Annotated in this window: 11 protein-coding genes; 1 reads left to right on the forward strand and 10 read right to left on the reverse strand. The window is 71.7% G+C overall.

The window, feature by feature from the left end; translation table 11 throughout:
* Nucleotides 1–19 precede the first annotated feature (19 nt).
* The 10 genes from GPA04_RS04480 to GPA04_RS04525 all read right to left on the reverse strand — a co-directional run bounded on the left by GPA04_RS04480 (nucleotide 20) and on the right by GPA04_RS04525 (nucleotide 16,580).
* Nucleotides 20–6,250, reverse strand: a complete 6,231-nt coding sequence (locus GPA04_RS04480; protein ID WP_156222794.1) for an Ig-like domain-containing protein — start codon at nucleotides 6,248–6,250, stop codon at nucleotides 20–22.
* Nucleotides 6,251–6,372: 122 nt separating this feature from the next.
* Nucleotides 6,373–7,134 (reverse strand): hypothetical protein, encoded by a 762-nt coding sequence (locus GPA04_RS04485; RefSeq protein WP_241680603.1) that lies wholly within the window; start codon nucleotides 7,132–7,134, stop codon nucleotides 6,373–6,375.
* A gap of 47 nt (nucleotides 7,135–7,181) precedes the next feature.
* Entirely contained in the window at nucleotides 7,182–8,636 is a 1,455-nt protein-coding gene (locus tag GPA04_RS04490; protein ID WP_156222796.1) for a serine/threonine-protein kinase, read from the reverse strand.
* Between the two features lie 7 nt (nucleotides 8,637–8,643).
* The gene (locus GPA04_RS04495; RefSeq protein WP_156222798.1) at nucleotides 8,644–10,206 is read right to left on the reverse strand and encodes an FHA domain-containing protein; all 1,563 of its coding nucleotides are present in this window, start codon (nucleotides 10,204–10,206) and stop codon (nucleotides 8,644–8,646) included.
* A 31-nt stretch (nucleotides 10,207–10,237) separates the two neighbouring features.
* A complete protein-coding gene (locus GPA04_RS04500) occupies nucleotides 10,238–11,095 on the reverse strand; it encodes a PP2C family protein-serine/threonine phosphatase (protein ID WP_156222800.1) in 858 nt (285 codons plus the stop codon).
* Between the two features lie 56 nt (nucleotides 11,096–11,151).
* The gene (locus tag GPA04_RS04505) at nucleotides 11,152–12,651 is read right to left on the reverse strand and encodes an alpha/beta hydrolase family protein (protein WP_241680604.1); all 1,500 of its coding nucleotides are present in this window, start codon (nucleotides 12,649–12,651) and stop codon (nucleotides 11,152–11,154) included.
* A gap of 176 nt (nucleotides 12,652–12,827) precedes the next feature.
* A complete protein-coding gene (era, locus tag GPA04_RS04510; RefSeq protein ID WP_156222804.1) occupies nucleotides 12,828–13,769 on the reverse strand; it encodes a GTPase Era in 942 nt (313 codons plus the stop codon).
* On the reverse strand, nucleotides 13,766–15,082 hold the full coding sequence (locus tag GPA04_RS04515) for a hemolysin family protein (protein WP_156222806.1): 1,317 nt from the start codon (nucleotides 15,080–15,082) through the stop codon (nucleotides 13,766–13,768). Before GPA04_RS04515 ends, era begins: the two co-directional genes overlap by 4 nt.
* Nucleotides 15,079–15,531: an rRNA maturation RNase YbeY gene (gene ybeY / locus GPA04_RS04520; protein WP_156222808.1), complete on the reverse strand. Its 453-nt coding sequence runs from the start codon at nucleotides 15,529–15,531 to the stop codon at nucleotides 15,079–15,081. Before ybeY ends, GPA04_RS04515 begins: the two co-directional genes overlap by 4 nt.
* Nucleotides 15,528–16,580, reverse strand: a complete 1,053-nt coding sequence (locus GPA04_RS04525; RefSeq protein ID WP_241680605.1) for a PhoH family protein — start codon at nucleotides 16,578–16,580, stop codon at nucleotides 15,528–15,530. Before GPA04_RS04525 ends, ybeY begins: the two co-directional genes overlap by 4 nt.
* 119 nt (nucleotides 16,581–16,699) lie before the next feature.
* On the opposite strand from GPA04_RS04525, the gene GPA04_RS04530 reads away from it, so the two are divergent.
* Entirely contained in the window at nucleotides 16,700–18,235 is a 1,536-nt protein-coding gene (locus GPA04_RS04530; RefSeq protein ID WP_156222812.1) for a phytoene desaturase family protein, read from the forward strand.
* The last annotated feature ends 58 nt before the right edge of the window (nucleotides 18,236–18,293 follow it).

Here is an 18,293-nt window from a genome sequence, read left to right on the forward strand (position 1 = left end):
AGATCTCCTTCATGGTCGCCTACCAGTTGTCGGTGCCCTCGAACGAACCCGCAGAACCGCTGAGTCGCCAGGTCACGGTGCCGTTGCAGCTGGTGCCGTAGTGGGCCGTCGATGCCCACGAGCCCGTTCCGCCGGCCGTCACCGTGTACGAGCGGCCGTGGCTGCAGTTGCTGCTGTTGGTCGTGAACGATGCGCTGTAGGTACCTTGCGGCAGGTTCTCATACGTGAGGACGACGACTCGGCAGGAGCCACCGCCGTTCTCGCACGTGATCGGGCTCCCGCGATCCACCCCGATCACCACGGGTGGCGTCGGGTCGGCCTCCGCACGTTGGTTGCGCACGCTGGACCACGAGCTCCACTGACCATGCTCGTTCTGCACCCGAATGCGGAAGGTGTGGTTCTGCTCCCAGTTACCACCGGCCGAGACGGTGCCCGTACGCCCTTCGTTGCGTGTGTTGCCGTCGATCTCGATCTGTGCACCGGTGATCGCCGCACCGTTGCTGTTCGCCGGGTAGTTCCAGCTGAAGGCCACCGTCCGGCCGTTCGCCGAGGAGGTGATGCTCCCGGATGACGGCGGCTGGGAGGGGGGTCCGTAGGGAGCCGCTGCGTTCGATGCCGCGCTCCAGGCGCCGCAGTAGGTGTTGCAGGCGCGGACCTGCACCGTGTACGCCGTGCCGTTGCTGAGCCCCCCGATGTTCGCGGGGCTCGTACCGAGGTTCCCGCTGCCGCCGCTGCTGAGCCGGTACTCGAACCGCTGGATCGCCTGCCCGTTGTCGGACGGGGTGCCGTAGCTGACGCTGATCTGCCCGCTGTTCCCGGTCGGTGCCGCCGACACCCCGGCCACCTGGCCCGGCGCGCCGAACGAGGTCACGGGTGCCGACTGCGCGGACGCCTCGGATCGGCCGGACCGGTTCTCGGCGACCACGCTGACGCTGTAGTCGAAGCCGTTCTCGACGTCGAAGATGCGCGTCAGTGTGCCGCCGTCGACCGACACGGTGCGGTAGACCACGCCGTTGCGGTAGAGCGTCACGTGATAGGCCGCGATCGTGTCGCCGTTGTTGTTCGGTGCCGTCCAGGTGGCCTGCACCTGCCCGCCCGCGGGCGTGTCGATGCGCGTCATCGACGGCGTCGCCGGGCGCGCGGGCGGCCCCGAGGGGTACTCGCCGCGCGACCAGTCACCCCACGCACCGGCGTCCGGCGCGTCGTTGTGCGCGCGCAGCCGGAACTCGTAGGTGACGCCGTTGGTCAGGCCGGCCCACGTGTAGCTGCTCGCCCCGCCGTCGAGCGAGATCTGCGACTGCCCGTTCGGGGGCGGCGGTGAGATCTGCACGTCGTAGGTGTGGATCGGAGAGCCCTCGTTGGTCGGCGCGGACCACGCCAGGTGCAGCTCGGTGTCACCGAACTCGACCGACGGTGCCGGCACCGGACCGGGCGACACGTCCGGGCGAGCCTCGGCCGAGGACGCGCTCGGCTCGGACCGCCCGACGTCGTTGATCGCGACCACGGTGAAGGTGTAGGTGACGTCGTTGGTGAGCCCGGCGATGCGGCAGGTCGTGGTCGCGCACGTCGTGGTGCCGCCGCCGCTGGCCGTGACCTCGTAGCCGGTGATGGGCGAGCCGTTGTCGTCCGGCGGCGTGATGTCGACGACGACCTCCCGGTTGCCGACCGACTCGATCGCCGGCCGCGCCGGCACCTCCGGAACACCGAGAACCGTGCCGGTGATCCGCGCCTCCCGCCGGCGTTCGGGCTCACCGGTCGCGTCTTCGACCGTGTACACCACGACCAGCCGACCGACGTAGTCGGCGGCCGGAGTCACCACGACGCTGTCGCCCTGGACGCTCGCAGTCCCTGCGCCCGTCTCGACGAACGCATCGACGATCGTGCGCGGACGCCCCTCGAACGGGTTGGTGTCGTTGTCGAGCACCGGCACCGAGACCGAGTCACCCTGGTGCACCTCCCCGATGTCGTCGTCGTTCGCGACCAGCAACGGCGCGGTGCTGCCGGTGGCCGTGAGCGTGATGACACCGTCCACGGGAGGGTTCGTGCCGTCGCTGATCTGGACCGGCAGGTCGACGGTGGTGCCGCGCGGCGTCTCGAGGTCGGCCGACGCGGTGAGGATGACGCCGTTCTCCAGCCGGGCGTCGAACCCTGAGGGGACCTCGCCGAGCGTGATCTCGAGGTCGGAGATCGCGGTGTCGCGGTCGTCGGCCAGCCGGCCGATGTCCATGCTGACCGGGTCGCCTCCGGCCTCCAGCTCCATCGAGCCGTTGCGGAACGTCGGCGGCTGGTCGGTGGTCGCGATCACCTCGATCGGGATCGTGATGACCGAGGAGATCACGTCGGCGGCGTTGATGTCGGCGAAGTCGGTCGCGGAGAACGTGATCGACGCCGGCCCGGCGTAACCCTCGGCGGACACGAAACGCATCGTGTCCTCGTCGACGACGTACGGGCCGCCGTCGCTGTTGGTGGCGGTGACGCCGTCGAGGTCGAACAGCCGCACCGGGCGGCCCGTGAGCGAGACGACCGTCTCCTCGAGCTCGACCAGCAGCTCCTCGCCGGAGTTCACCCGCAGCTCGACGTCCGAGCGCAGCACCGGACCGGTGTCCTCGGTGCCCGGCACCTCGACGAAGGCGTAGGTGCTCTCGCCGTCGACGTCGGTGACCTGGTAGGTGATCACCTGACGGGTCGGGGTCACCGGGACCCGCAGCCGGCCGTCGTCGAGGATCGTCACGGCGTCCTCGCCGTCCGGCAGCGCGACGGTCAGGTCGGCGCTCGAGCCGTCCGGGTCGTAGTCGTTGGCCAGCACCTCCACGTCGACCGTGACCGCATCGATCAGCTGGGTCGCCGGCACGAGGTCGTCGAGGGCGACCGGCGGGATGAACGGCGCATCGGCGTCGACCGTGACCGTGAGGGAGCCGATGTCCTGGCCGCCGTGCGTGTCGTCGGCCTTGTAGAGGATGGTGTAGTCGCCCTCCTCCGAGGGCGAGGTGAACGTCAGCAGCCCCTCCTCGACCCCGACCTCGAGCCCGGCAGGTGACTCCACGACGGCAGGGTCGGCGAACGTCAGCTGGTCGCCGTCGGGATCGGTGTCGTTGAGCAGCACGTCAGCCTGGATGCTGCGGTCCGGCCGGACCGTGATGTGGTCGGCCGCGGTGACCGGGCTCCGGTTCGTGCTCGGCGGCGGGATCACCCCGATCGTCACCGTGGCCGTGCCGATCGCGCCCTGGCGGTCCCGCACGGAGAACTCGAAGGTGTCGGTGCCGCCCTCGGCCGAGTTGAAGGCGATGTAGTCGATGTAGCCGGACTGCACGTCGACGATCCGGCCGCGCTCCGGGGAGGTCGTGGGCCCCACCAGCTGCACCGAGTCGCCGTCGGGGTCGATGCCGAAGATGTCGATCGGGATCCGGATCCGCTCGCCGGCGAACGCGCGGACCTCGACGTCGGCGGGCTCCGGCGGCGCGTTCGCCTCGTCACCGCGCGCCTCGACATAGATCGTGATCGTCGCCGAGTCGGAGCGGTCGTTGTCATCGGTCACCGTGTAGGTGAACTTGTACGTGCCGGGCTCGTCCGGGGCCGCGTAGCGCACCAGGTCCTGGCTGACGAACGGCAGCCCCGGCATGTCGTCGGGGACCTCGATCCCGCTCACGTGGAAGTCGACGCCGTTGGGGTGCACGTCGTTGCGCAGCACCGGGATGGTGACGTGGTCGCCGGTGCGCACGGTGGCGGCGTCGGGATTCGGCTTCGGGCCCAGCGCGTCGCTCTGCCCGCTCAGCGGGATCACGGTGACCGCCCCCTCCGCCGAGCGGATGCCGTTGGAGACCGTGTAGCCGATCGTCACCGGCCCGTTCAGCGTCGACTCGGACGTCACCCGCAGCACCCGGTGGTCGAGGATGGCGACCTGCAGCCCGTAGCCGTCGGGCACGTCGATGCTCTGCACGGCGAGCACACCGCCGGCGGGGTCGCTGTCGTTGTCGAGCACGTCCACGGCCACCGAGCCGCCGGGCGGCAGCAGCGCGGTGTCGCTCACCGCGACCGGGGGCAGCTCGCCGTTCGGCTGGACCACGTCGACGCGGACGAGTCCCTCGGCGTTGAGCCCGTCGTCGTCGGTGACCACGTACGTCAGGTAGTAGACACCGGCGGTGGGCGCGGTGAACGTGAACGTGTCGTTCGCGGTGTCGGTGCGCTGCTCGCCACCGTTGGTCGGCGTGACGATCGCCAGGTCGAGCGGCTTGCCGTTGGGGTCGATGTCGTTGGCGATCGGTGTCACCAGGATGGGCTCGTCCACGAACCCGGTCGCGAAGTCGAACACCGCCTCCGGCGGCGCCGCGACGTCCGGCAGCACCTCGAGGTCGAGCACCACCTCCGCGCTGTCGCTGCCGTCGCTGGCCTGGACGATCACCTGCTTGCGCCCGGTGCTGATACCGAGGTCGGTGATCGTGACGAGACCGTCGGGGCGCACCGAGGTGTTGAGGGTGTCGTCGGACTGGGCGCCGAGGAGGAAGATCTCGTCGCCCTCGGGGTCGCGGACGTCGTTGAGGATGTTCACCTCGACCGACTGCCCGGCCACGACCAGCGGCTCGATCTCGCGCAGCTGCTCCGGGGGCGAGTTCCGGGATGCGCCGATGACGTCGATCGTGATCGTCGAGGCGTCCTGGCCGTCGCGACCGTCGGCGATCGCGTAGTCGAGCACCACCTGACCGGACGCGTCGGGCGAGACGCGGATCTGCACAGCACGGCCGCCCAGGATCGTCTCGACCTCCCCGAACGACGCCGCCGGCTGCGACACCGAGGTCACCGTGAGCAGGTCGCCGTCCGGGTCGTTGTCGTTGTCCAGCACCGGCAGCACCACGGTGCGGCCCGGTCGCACGCCGAACTCGTCGGGTTCCGCCGTCGGGTCCTGGTTCTCCGCCTCGCGGTCGAGCGGGACCTCGTCGGTCTCCTGCTCGGAGGGTTCCTCGGTCTCCTCGTCCTCGGCGTCGGAGGAGATCACGTCCTCCCAGCTCTCCACCAGGACCAGTCGATCCTCGAGCATCCAGACGTCACCGCTGCGCAGGTCGTTGAGGACCACGAGGTTCCGGTTGACGCGGAACACCAGCTCGGCACCGACCGCCGCCTGCGGGACCTGCTGCTCCTCCGGCTGGTCGTCGCCGCACACCCGCAGGTAGGTCGGCGTGGCGCCCGCCCACGCGCTGTGCACGCAGCCGTTGACCTGCACCGGCTGCGCGGGCGGCCCGGGCTGCGCGGTCGGCACGACGCGCGGCTCGCCGCCGTCGAGCGGGACCAGCACGACGGCGTCGCTCGTCGCGATCGCGGCCTGGTCACCATCCCTGCTGGTGGCCTGGAGCAGCGCGCTCGCGTGGTCGACGTCGAGCCCGGTCAGGTCGATCGGGTCGGAGTCCGGACGCAGCAGCGTGAGCGTGGCGTCCTCGGCCTCGTAGGCGAGCACGACCACGTCGTCGCCCACCACGGCGATCTGGATCTCCGACGTGGTCAGGTCCACGTCGTCACCGAGGACGGTGACCTCGGGAGCCGCGGTCGTCTCCTCCTCGCTCGGCTGCGCCTCGTCCGCGCTCGTCTCGGTCTCGGTGGGCTGCGCGCCGGCACCGGTGGCGGCATCGCCGTCGGTCGCCTCGTCCGCTCCCTCGACCGCCTGCCCCGAGAGCGCCTGCCAGACCTCGGGCGCGTACGTGAGCACCTCGTTGTCGACCACGTCGAGCACGACGACCGTGCCGTCGTCACCGATCGCCATGTGAGCGCCCTCGCCGAAGGTCGCGGTCGGTGACACCGTCGCGTCCTCGATCACCGCGAGCGAGGTGGGTGGCGTCACCCACAGCCGGCCGTCCGCCGGGTCCAGCACGGCGACGGCGCCCTCGCCCAGACCCAGCTGTGCGGCGGGTGGCAGCGCCACCGACGAGCCGGCGAACTGCACGTTGACCGTGTCGATGCGGCGCAGCAGGCCGGCGCTCGGGTCGTGCATGAGCACGTCGTCGCTCCGCTGCAGCACGTCGATGTCGGGGGTGTCCGCCGCCAGTGTCGCGTCGATCTCGCGGACCGGGTAGTTGAGCCGACCCACCAGGACGCTGTTCTCGTTCGAGACCCACACCCCGCCGTCGTTCAGCTCCACGTCGGCGGTGGCCACACCGCGGTAGTTGAGCGAGAGCGCGACGATCGTCCCGACGACCAAGGCGACGACGAGAGCGCTGGCGACGCGCCTGCGGTCGCGCAACCACGACAGCCGCCTCCCCGGCATGCGCCACTCCCCCATCAGCCCGTCAACACTCGCGGGACCGTTCGCGTGCGAGCGCTCGCGGCACGGCCGGGTGACATCCTAACGGCGGGCTCCCGCTGCCCCGATGGGCACCGGTGCCCGGGTCAGTCGACCTTGACGGCCTGCGTCGACTGCTCGGACCGCTCCACCTCGGCCGCCGCGGCAGCGGCTGCGGCCACCTCCTCGGCGTTCTTCTCCAGCAGCTCGAGGTCCGCCGCGACGACCAGCCGCGACGCCACGCTGTGCTCGACGAGCCGGGCCCGGCGGTTGACGGCGAGCTGCTGCTGACCGCCGCGCAGCCCACGCACGCCGTGCCGGCTGAGCTTCTCGCACACGTTGTCGAGCTTGCGGTTGAACCGGGTGATGCTCCAGCCGAGCCGCTTGGCGGCATCGGCCGACGTGGGGATCGAGGCGGTGCTGCCGCGCCCCCGGAGCACCGGCTCCGCGAGCGAGAGGATCAGCAGCTTCTGGGAGTCGGTGAAGGTGACCGGACCGATCGTGGTCTCGCCGACCTCGGTGTGCTCGTTCACGGCCGAAGTGAACGTGGGCTCGTCGCCGACGATGCCGAGCTCATAGGTGGTCGGGCCCGCCGTGAACAGCACCGTGGTGTGCGCGAACACCAGCGGCAGCCGGGCTCCCGGTGCCAGCCACGCCTGCACGTTGCCCTCGCCGTCGGAGACGGTGGCCGACAGCCGCGACCCGACGTTCTCCAGCCACCACAGGCCCTCGTGGTAGTTGATCGTCAGGAACCTGCGGTGCAGGTAGGGGTTCTCGTCGACCTCGAGATCGCCCTCGCGCCCGATCTGGAACGGCTGGGCCTCATCGAGGTCGTACCACTCACCGCAGAACTCGACCTGCAGGCCCATCTGATCAACCCCGTCTCGCCGATGGTGCTTGGTTCATGCGACGCCGCTCATCCCGCGCACACCCCGACGTAGTCCGAGAGGGTGCCCCTGTCGGTGCGGGAGGCGACCTCGACACACACCGTACCGGGCTGATCGACGTCCAGCGTCGTCCCCGCGACCGGTTGCTCGGTGTTGTCCGCGCCTCGGATGCGCCAGATGTAGGTGAGCTCGTCCTCCCACTCCGGCGCCGCCCAGGTGAACCGGACCGGGCCGTCGGCCACGCGTTCGCCGGTGAGGTCCTCGGGCGGCGGCGGGTACTCGAGGGAGTCGGTCGGGACCTGCTCGGTCGGGGGCGGCGAGGTCGTCGTCTCGGTGATCGGGGTGTCCGGCCGGTTCAGGGCCCCGATGATCACGACGGCGAGGATCGCCATCACGACGGCGAGCGAGGCGAGCAGGGCCGGCCAGCGCCGTCGTCGGTCCCCCTCTCCCGGCGGCGCCGGGAGGGCGTGGCCCTCCGGGCTCGCGGGCGGTGCCATCGGCTGCGGAGGCACGGTCGAGTCCGACGCGAGCCCCTGCTGCACCGTGGTGACCATGCGGGCGCGCGTGCGCAGGTCGTCGGTGTCGACCTCCTCGGTGTGGGCCCAGGAGGTGTCGGGGAGGTCGAGCGAGGTCTGCGACAGCTGCATCTCCTGCTCGACGCGCTGCAGCGCGCGACCGAACGCCGCAGCGCTCGGGTAGCGGGCCTCGGGCCGCTTCGCCATCGCACGCACCAGCACCGACTCCAGCGAGCCCGGCGCGTCCGGACGGCCGATCGGCGGCACGGGGTTGCGCTCCACGCGCGTGATCAGGTCCAGCGCGGAGTTCGGGCCGCCCGGGTCCTCGAACGGCGAGCTCCCCTTGAGCAGCGTGTAGACGGTCGCGGCGAGCGAGTACACGTCGCCCGGGATGCCGCGGATCGCGTCCTCGGCGAAGAACTCCGGGGCCGCCCACGGGATCGACATGCCGACCGCCTCGCTGCTCGGCGTCGCGGTCGAGAGCACCGAGATGCCGAAGTCGGTCAGCGCCGGCCAGCCGTAATCGGTCGTGAGGACGTTGGCCGGCTTGATGTCGCGGTGCAGGATGCCGATCCGGTGCGCCGTCTCGACGGCGCCCGCCAGCCGGATCCCGATCCGGATCGCCTCGGCGACCGCGATCCGCTCGGTGCGGTACCGCACCGACATGTTCGGTCGCGGGCAGTACTCCATCATCAGGTAGGGCCGGCCGTCGGCGGCGGTGTCGGCGTGGTAGATCGTCACGATCGAGGGGTGCGTCGAGAGCTGCGCCATCAGGTTCGCCTCGGCGACGAACTGCGCCCTCGCCGACTCGCCGGAGGCGTGCGCCAGCAACACCTTGACCGCGACCCGCCGTCTCGGCAGCTCCTGCTCGTACAGGAAGACGTCGGAGAACCCGCCCGAGCCCAGCAGCTGGATGTAGGTGAAACCGGGGATCTCGGGCGGCGGAGCCGGTGGGCGCTTGCTGGCCACCGGCGCGTCAGTGGGCGATCGGGGTGGTCGTGCCAGGAAGGCCGACGACCGCCGTCACGCCGTCACCGAGATCGATCACGGTCCCGGCCGGGACCGGGACGCTCTCGCCCGGGTGCAGCCGCCGGGGCGGCGATCCCGGGAGCACCACGACCGTGCCGTTGGTCGAGCGCAGGTCGGTGACCAGCACCGAGTCGCCCTCGAGCTTGATCTCGACGTGGGTGCGCGAGATGTCCTGCTGCGGGCTGGGGACCGTGACGAGACGGGGCGTCTCGCCGAACCCGAACCGCGACGACTCGGGCGCGCGCCCGATCAGGACCGACCGGTCGAGCTCGACCTGCTGCCCGGTCGACAGCGACAGCTGCATCACCGGTCCCTGGGACGACTGCTCGCCGCCCTCCTCCTCGTGCGCCGGGGCGAGGGTGTGGTCGACCGGGGGCTCCTGCACGGGCTGCGGCACGTCAGCGGCTCGCATCGTGTAGCCGTCGTGGTCGCCCGCGAGCTCGTCGGTCTGCTGCGGCTGAGGCTGCTGCCACGGCTGCGGCTCTGGCTGGGCAGCCGGCTGGTGCCAGGGCTGCGGCTCCGGCTGGGGCTGCTGCTCGAAGGACTGCTCCTCGGGCTGGCTGCCGGGCGGGCCCCACTGGTTGGCGTGCACCTCGACGGGCGCCGGCGCCGCCCAGGGCTGGTACTCCGGCGGGGCGAGCGGTGCCTCGCCGGCGGCCTCCTGGCCGTCGGGCAGGTCCTGCAGCTGGGCGACGACGGCCTCATCGGCCCACGCGCCCTCGGGAGCAGCCTCGGTCCACGCCCCCTCGAGCGCGGCCTCGCCCGCGGACTCGACGTCATCGACCCGCTCGGCCTCGGCCGCCTCGGCCGCCTCTGCGGCCTCGGCCGCCTCGTCGTCGGCGTCCAGCACGAAGTCGGGCTCGACGTCGTCGGCCTGCGCGGCCTCGTCGGCCTGCAGGGCATCGTCGACCTGCGCGACGTCGTCGACCTGCGCAGCGTCGTCGTCGACCTCGGGGTCCTCGTCCGCCGACATCTCCGAGACCCACCCTGCGCCGGCGGCCGCAGCACCTGCGGCCGCGCCGTCAACCGATGGAGAAGGCTCCGCATCGTCGGGCTCGGCGCCCTCGGCGCTGCTCTCCTCGCCCGCGGTGGTCTCGACCAGATCGCCGACCTGCAGGCTCGAGGCCAGGACGATGCCACCGATCAGCGGGTAGCTCGCCTCACCCGGTGCCACGTGCAGGAGCACCCCGGTGTCGATCGGCGCCACGTGCTCGCGCCACGTGCGCATGCCTCCGGCCGAGATCTCGTGGTCCTCCACGACCGCGGTGACCGCGCCACGCACGACGACACGGACGCCGTCCTCACCGGGCTCGACGAAGCCGAAGCTGGGCAGCGAGGCCAGGCCGTTCCCGGCGAGCACCTCGAGCCACGACTCCAGCGCACCGCCCTGGGACAACGACTCCCAGATGCGCGTGACGGCCTCGGCGGAGATCGCCGGATCGAGGATCGCGGCCCTGCCACCGTGAGCGAGCGCCGTCCACTCCCCCGGCCCGTAGGCGTAGTCGGTCATGGTGCCACCGTCTCCTTCATGAGTGATCGGATCATCTGGCGTACTCGCGGGGCATCGTGTCCTCCGGATCGTGCGCTCCGGCAAGTCGCGGTGCGGTCACCTCGTCGACCTGGGTCGAGCGGTCGAGATCGACCACGACCACCGAGACGTTGTCACGGGCGCCACGGTAGGTCGCGCGTGCCATCAGCGTCTCGCAGACCTGTCGGGGCGTGCCACCGCCGGCCAGCGTGGCGGCGATCTCGGACTCGGGGACCTCGTTGACCAGTCCGTCGCTGCACAGGAGCAGCCGGTCGCCCGCGCCGGCTCCCAGGAGCCAGAAGTCGGGGCTGACCTCGACGCCGCTGCCGACGGCGCGGGTGATCATGTTCCGCATCGGGTGGCTGAGGGCCTGCTGCTCGTCGATCTCGCCGGCGTCGATCATCTCCTGGACCACCGAGTGGTCGACGCTGACGCGGCTGAGGCCGCCGCCCGCGAACCGGTAGATGCGGGAGTCGCCCACGTTGAAGGCCAACCAGCAGAGCCGTTCGTCCGCCCGTGTGAGGATCACGCCCGCGAGCGTGGACCCCGCCGTCATCTCGGCGTCGGACTCGGGAGCGGTCAGCCCGAGCTCGGCGCGGATGCGTGCCTGGGCGTCGACGACGGCGGCCTGCACCTGCTCGGCGGACACCTCGGCCGTGCCGGGGTCGCTCTCGAGGCTGGAGGCCAGCTGGGCGAAGGCACCGACCACGGCGGCGGACGCCATCGCGCCCCGGCTGTGGCCACCCATCCCGTCGGCGACGCAGAAGACCGGCGGCTGGGCGAGCACCGCGTCCTCGTTGACCGCTCGCCGACCGCCGGTGTCGGTGAGCGCCCCGAATCTCGTCGGCGTCGCGCGGTCGTCGGTGGACATCGGGAACGATCCTATGAGGATTCGCGAGCAGGGCGAGCCGGTCGGGAGGGGCAGACCTACACCACGGCAGGGTAGACGCCCCAGTAGGCGGCGACGAGCAGCAGCCCGACCGCGCCGGCGTGCGTGGCCCACCAGAGGATGCGGCCGGCCACGCCCGCCTGCTCGTCCCCGCCGCCCCACCGCCCGGGGTGCAGCGGCCTCGCGACCCACACGCTGCGCACCAGCACGCCGGCAGCGAGCGCCCCGACGGCCTGCACGAGGACCCAGCCGCCGAGCACGACGAGGTCGTTGTTCCGGTAGTTGAGCGCGAGGTCGGCCACCTGCGTGCAGTAGGCCACGAACACCACGAGCACGGCGACCGCGGCCAGGCCGGTCGCTGCCGTGTGCCGCGCCGCGGGTGCGGGGAGCCGCCGCCCCACCCGGCGGCGTGGCAACGCCGTCGCGACCCACAGCAGCGGTCCGATCACCAGCAGCAGCGCCGAGACCACGACCGACCAGATCAGCATGTCGCCGTCGGCGTACCACCGCGGTCGCGGGAGCGGCTGCGCCTCGTACTGCTGCTCGGGCTGGTCACCGGCGACCCGCGGCGCGGCGTCGGCACTGCCGGGGAGCCCGAGGGTCCACGCGGCCAGGACGTCGGTGAAGCCGGGCGCGAGGCTCTGCTCGATCCGGATCCCGTGGTTGGCGCCGGCGAAGTACCGCAGCGTGAAAGCGTCGTTGCCGTTGACCGCCATGTCGTCGATCACCTGCTGCGGACCCTGGATCAGCGGCATCGAGCTGTCCCCGGTGCCGTAGACCATCAGCACCGGCTGGGAGAGCTGCTGCTGCCAGGGCGCAACGTCGAAGTCGACGTACTCGAAGCCGCCCCCGGGGATGTTCGCCCCGGCCGCCCGCGGGATGGCCCGGAACACCGGCCACGGTACGTGCGTGTTGCGCAGGTAGTTGTCCATCGCGAACGCGCCCTGCTCGCGCGGCGGCACCACCGGCGCCGAGACCTGCACCAGGAACGCGACCTCGGGCTCGAGCACGGCGGCGACCGGTGAGATCCAGGCACCCTCGCTCTCGCCGTAGATGCCGACCCTGCTGGGATCGACGCCGGGGGTGGAGGCGAGGAGGTCCCACGAGACGAGGTAGTCGCGCGCCATCGCCACGTAGTCGCGCGAGGACGTGGTGTAGGTGTCCATCCGCTTCGCCGGGACCAGCACGTAGACGCCTGCGCTCGCCAGCGCCTGCGCCTGATCGGTGAAGTTCGTATGGCCCGCGGTCCCGGCGCCGTGCATGAACAGCATGCCCGGCTGCCCGGGCGGAGCACCGACGGGCGCGGTCAGGCGCGCGGTGACGGTCGCGCCGTCGAGCTCGATCTCGATGTCGGTGGCGGTCGTCTCATAGGTGCCGATCGCCGTCGTCGGCTCGTCGGTGACGACCGCGACGTCGTCGGACTCCACGGTGAGCGGGTCGGGAAGCGGCTGGGGGTCCCAGCGGGGCCCGGCCAGCGAGCCGATCAGCCCCAGCAAGAGGATCGTGCCCAGCACAGCGAGCACGAACCTGGCTTTCACGCGCCTCAGGGTATGACGTCTCCGCACCTTCCCCCAACCACCCCCGGTTTCAACACGATTCCGTGCACCTGAGGGTTTCAACACCATTCTGTGCGTGCACGGAATCGTGTTGAAACCCGGGACTGGACGGAATCGTGTTGAAACCCGGGGCTGGACGGAATCGTGTTGAAAGCGGGTCAGAAGCCGAGGCGGCGGAGCTGCTTCGGGTCGCGCTGCCACTCCTTGGCGATCCGGACGTGCAGGTCCAGGTAGACGGAGGCGCCCAGCAGCGCCTCGATGCCCCGGCGGGACCGGGTACCGATGTCGCGGAGCCGGGAGCCCCCGGCGCCGATGATGATCGCCTTCTGGCTGTCGCGCTCGACGTAGACGTCGGCGCGGACGTCGAGCATCCGGCGGCCGTCGCGTCGCGGCTCCGGCCGCTCGACGATCTCCTCGACCACGACGGCGAGCGAGTGCGGGAGCTCCTCACGCACACCCTCGAGTGCCGCCTCGCGGATCAGCTCGGCGACCATGATGTTGTCCGGCTCGTCGGTCAGCTCCCCCTCGGGGTACATCCGCGGGCCCTCGGGCACGTGGCTGAGCATCACGTCGACCAGGACCTCCAGCTGGAAGTTGCTCTTGGCGCTGACGGGCACGACGTCGGCCCACTCACCCAGCGCCGTGATCTCGAGCAGGTGCTCGACCAGTCGTTCCTGCTTGACGGCGTCGGCCTTGGTCGCCACCGCGACCACGGGGGTCCTGTTGTCCTGCAGCTGCTGGGCGATGAACCGGTCGCCGGGGCCGACCTTCTGGTCGGCCGGCAGGCAGAAGACGACGACGTCGACCTCGGCCAGCGTGCCGCGCACGAGCTCGTTCAGCCGCTCGCCGAGCAGTGTGCGCGGCCGGTGCAGCCCGGGGGTGTCGACCAGCACCAGCTGGCCGCCGGGCCGGTTGACGATCCCGCGCACCGCACGCCGCGTGGTCTGCGGGCGCTTGGAGGTGATCGCCACCTTCTGCCCGACGAGCGCGTTCGTCAGCGTGGACTTGCCGGCGTTGGGGCGTCCGACGACGCACACGAACCCGGCGCGGAAGCCGTCCGGGTGCTCGGTGCTGTCGCCGCTGTCGTTGTTCGCCGTCATCGGCTTGCCTCCTGGTCTTCCTCGACCGGAGCACGCATGACCCGGATCGTGTCGATGCGGCGCCGCCTGCCGGCGGCGTTGACCGCCGTCAGCGTCAGGCCATGGGTGACGGTGTGGGCACCCTCGATCGGGACCTTGCCCAACGCCTTGGCGAGCAGGCCGGCGACGGTGTCGACGTCGTCGTCCTCGACCTCGATCTCGAAGAGGTCACCCAGCTCGTCCAGCCCGAGCCGAGCCGGGACCAGGTAGCCGCCGTCGCCGTCCTCGCGCACCTCGGGCTCGCTGCGGTCGTGCTCGTCGGTGAGCTCGCCGACCAGCTCTTCGAGGATGTCCTCGATCGTGACGATGCCGGCCACCCCGCCCCACTCGTCGAACGCGACCGCGATGTGGATGCCGGACGTGCGCATCTGCTCGAGCAGGTCGTCGACCGGCTTGGTCTCGGGCACCAGCACGGGCTCCCGCAGGACCGACTCGACCTTCTCCTGCTCGCGGTCGGGGTTGTTCAGCGTGTAGCGCAGCAGGTCCTTCAGGTAGAGGATGCCGCGCAGGTCGTCGACGCTCTCGCCCACCACCGGCACCCGGGAGAACCCGGAGCGCACGAACAGGTTGCGTGCCTTGGCCAGCGTGGTTCCCTCGGCGAGGCAGACCATGTCGGTGCGGGGCACCATCACCTCGCGCACGATCGTCGAGCCCAGCTCGAAGACCGATTGCAGCATCTCGCGCTCGTCGTCGTCGATCTGCTCGCTCTCGCTGACGCGCTCGACCATCTGGCGCAGCTCTTCCTCCTCGACGGCGCGCTGCTCGGTGCTGGTGCGACCGCCACGCTCACCCAGCCGCGCCGCGAGCCGCGCGGCCGGTGCGGTCAGCCGCGCGAGCGCGAGCATGAGCGGTCCGACGTTGGCGAGCACCGCGGTGGGGTCGAGCCGTCCCAGCCGGCGGGGACTGGCACCCACGACGACCATCATGATCAGCGCCGCGAGCAGGATCGAGCCCACCAGCACCTGCCACCAGGTCTCGAGCAGCCCGACCAGCACGAGCGTCAGGCACACCGCTCCGGTCATCTGGGCCAGGACCAGCAGGTACGCGGTCGCCCGTGCAGCGGGTACCGGGTCCTCCGCGATCGCGACCACGGCCTTCGCGCCCCGGCCCTCGGCCTCATGAGCCGCGGACCGGGTGATCGTGCGGGCCGCTTCCTCGCCTGCCGACAGCACGGCGCCCAGCGCGATCGAGGCCAGCGCCAGCAGGAGCAGCGGGCTGATCGGGACACCCTCGGCCGGTCCCGTGGTCGCAGCGACGAGGGGTAAGCCGCTCATCTGTTCGCGAGGAACGTGAGCAGGAGGCGCCGCTGCAGCGCGAACATCTCCTTCTCGTCCTCCGGCTCGGCGTGGTCGAACCCGAGCAGGTGAAGGATCCCGTGCGTGGTCAGCAGCAGCATCTCCTCCTCGGGCGAGTGGCCGGCCTGCTTGGCCTGCACGACCGCCACGTCCGGGCACACCACGACCGATCCGAGGATGCCCTCCTCGCTCGGGTCGTCCACGTCGCCGGGGCGCAGCTCGTCCATGGGGAAGGACAGGACGTCGGTCGGTCCCTCCTCGTCCATCCACCGCACGTGGAGCTCGGCCATCACCTCGGTGGTGACGAACCGGACCTCCAGCTCGGCCTGCGGGTGCACGTGCATCTCGTCCAGCACGTAGGTGGCCAGGTCGCTGAACTCGATCTCGTCCAGCTCGTAGCCCGACTCGTTGGTGACGTCGGTGCTCACCGCGCGCTCCGCCCTGACCGGGGCTCGTGCCGCGGGCCCCGCTGCCGCCGGTCGCCCTGCTCGGCGGCCTGCTGCGTCACGTCCCAGCGGTCGTAGGCATCGATGATGTCGGCGACGAGCCGGTGCCGCACGACGTCGGCGCTGGTCAGCCGGCAGAACTTCACGTCCTCGATGTCGGTAAGGATCTCCTGCACCACGCGCAGACCCGACTGGGTCCCGCCCGGCAGGTCGACCTGGGTGACGTCACCGGTGACGACGACCTTGCTCCCGAACCCGAGCCGGGTCAGGAACATCTTCATCTGCTCGGCCGAGGTGTTCTGCGCCTCGTCGAGGATGATGAACGCGTCGTTGAGCGTGCGGCCGCGCATGTACGCCAGCGGCGCGACCTCGATGGTCCCGGCCGCCATCAGCCGCGGGATCGAGTCGGGGTCGAGCATGTCGTGCAGCGCGTCGTACAGCGGCCGCAGGTACGGGTCGATCTTGTCGTTGAGCGTGCCCGGGAGGAAGCCGAGCCGCTCCCCCGCCTCGACCGCCGGCCGCGTCAGCACGATCCGGTTGACCTGCTTGGCCTGCAGCGCCTGCACGGCCTTCGCCATCGCCAGGTACGTCTTGCCGGTGCCGGCAGGGCCGATGCCGAACACCACGGTGTGCCGATCGATCGCCTCGACGTAGTCCTTCTGACCGACCGTCTTGGGCCTGATCGTGCGGCCGCGGCTGGACAGGATGTTCATGGTCAGGACCTGCGCCGGCCGGTCCGTGGTGGCGGCGGTCAGGATCGCGATCGCGCGCTCGACGGCGTCGGCCTCCAGCGGCTGACCGCTCGCGGCGACCTGGCTGAGCTCGTCGAGGAGCCGCTCCGCGAGCGCGACGTCTCCCTGCGGGCCGATCAGGGTGACGACGTTGCCGCGGACGTGCATGTCGACGTCGTCGAAGCCCTTCTCGATGGCGCGCAGGACCTCGTCACGACGACCGAGGAGGGCGACCATCGGGACGTCGTCGGGGATCGTCACCTGGTGGGTGACGCGGGCGGCACCGCCGGGCGTGGACATCGCTGGCTGTGGGGTGCTCTCAGACATGGGCGGGGCCGGGGCCCTCGATCGCTCCTCGGGATGGCGACTGGGTCGGTATCCAGCCTACCGGGGAGCGGTCGCGTCCTAGGCTCGATGTCGTGGACGTCGTCATCGTGGGTGGGGGGCACAACGCCCTGGTGGCGGCCACCTACCTCGCCAGGTCAGGGTTCGCCGTCGAGATCCTCGAGGCGGCCGACCACGTCGGCGGCGCGGCCGTCAGCGAGGCGCCGTTCCCGGGTGTGGACGTGCGGCTGTCGCGGTACGCCTACCTCGTGAGCCTGATGCCGCCGGCGCTGATCGCCGATCTGGGGCTGGCGGTGCGGCTCGCCGACCGGTCGGTCGCCTCGTGCACGCCGTACGACGGTCCGCAGGGGCCGGCCGCGCTGCTGGTGACCGACGACCTGGCCACCACGCGGGCGTCCTTCCGCTCGCTGACCGGGTCCGACGCCGAGCACGAGGCGTGGAGCCGCTTCTACGACGACGCCCAGGCGCTCGCCGACAGCCTCGCCCCGACGCTCCTGGAGCGGCTCCCGACGGGCGAGCAGGTGCGCGCGAGCCTGCCCGACGAGATCTGGCGGGACCTGGTGGAGCGCCCCCTGGGCGAGGCGTTGGAGCGCCGGTTCGGTCACGACCTGGTCCGCGGCGTCGTCGCGACCGACGCCTTGATCGGGACGTTCGCCTCGCTGCGTGAGGACTCGCTGCTCCAGAACCGCTGCTTCCTCTACCACGTGCTCGGTGGCCCGTGGCGGGTGCCCGTGGGCGGGATGGGCGCCGTCAGCGCCGAGCTCACGCGGGTCGCGCTGGCCGCCGGGGTGCGGATCAGCGTGGGGCACCGGGTCAGCGCGGTGGTGCCGCACGACGGCGGGGTCACCGTGCGCGGTTCGGGTCCCGACGGCGGTGCCTTCGTGCGCGAGCCCGGCTGGGTTCTGTCCGGGGTCGCCCCGGCGGTGCTGGACTCGATGTGCGGTGAGGCCGCGGGCACCCGACCGATCGGCGCCCAGCTGAAGATCAACATGGTGCTGAGGCGGCTGCCGCGGCTGCGCAGCGGGGTCGACCCCGCGGTCGCGTTCGCGGGGACGCTGCACACCGGCGAGGGGTACGACGACCTCGAGCGCGTGCACGGAGCGGTCGCGGCGGGCGCGCCGATCTCCTCGCTGCCCGGGCCGCCACCCGGCGAGGTCTACTGCCACACGCTGACCGACCGCTCGATCCTGTCGCCCGAGCTCGCTGCGGCCGGCGTGCACACGCTGACGTACTTCGGGCTGCACGTGCGCGCCGACGACCCGACGCCGCGCGAGCAGCTGGTCGCCGCCGCGCTCGCGGGTCTGGAGACCCATCTCGCGGAGCCGCTGGCGCCGCTGCTGCTCACCGACGCCGATGGCCGCCCGTGCCTGGAGGCGAAGATCCCGGCGGACATCGAGGCCGAGCTGGGGATGCCCGGCGGCCACATCTTCCACGGCGACCTGGCGTGGCCGTGGCTGACCGGGACTGCTGCCACCCCCGCCGAGGCCTGGGGTGTGGCGACGCGGTACCCGCGGGTGCTCGTGTGCGGCGCCGGTGCCGTGCGCGGCGGGGCCGTCAGCGGCATCGGCGGCCACAACGCGGCCCAGGCGCTGCTGGAGCTCCTCACCTGATCCTCGACCCCGCGTTCCGGCAGCGCCGGGGCGAGCGCGGGTGCCCGCACCTGGGAAG

Source organism: Pseudactinotalea suaedae, from assembly GCF_009733815.1.
GTDB classification, from domain to species: Bacteria; Actinomycetota; Actinomycetes; order Actinomycetales; family Beutenbergiaceae; genus Pseudactinotalea; species Pseudactinotalea suaedae.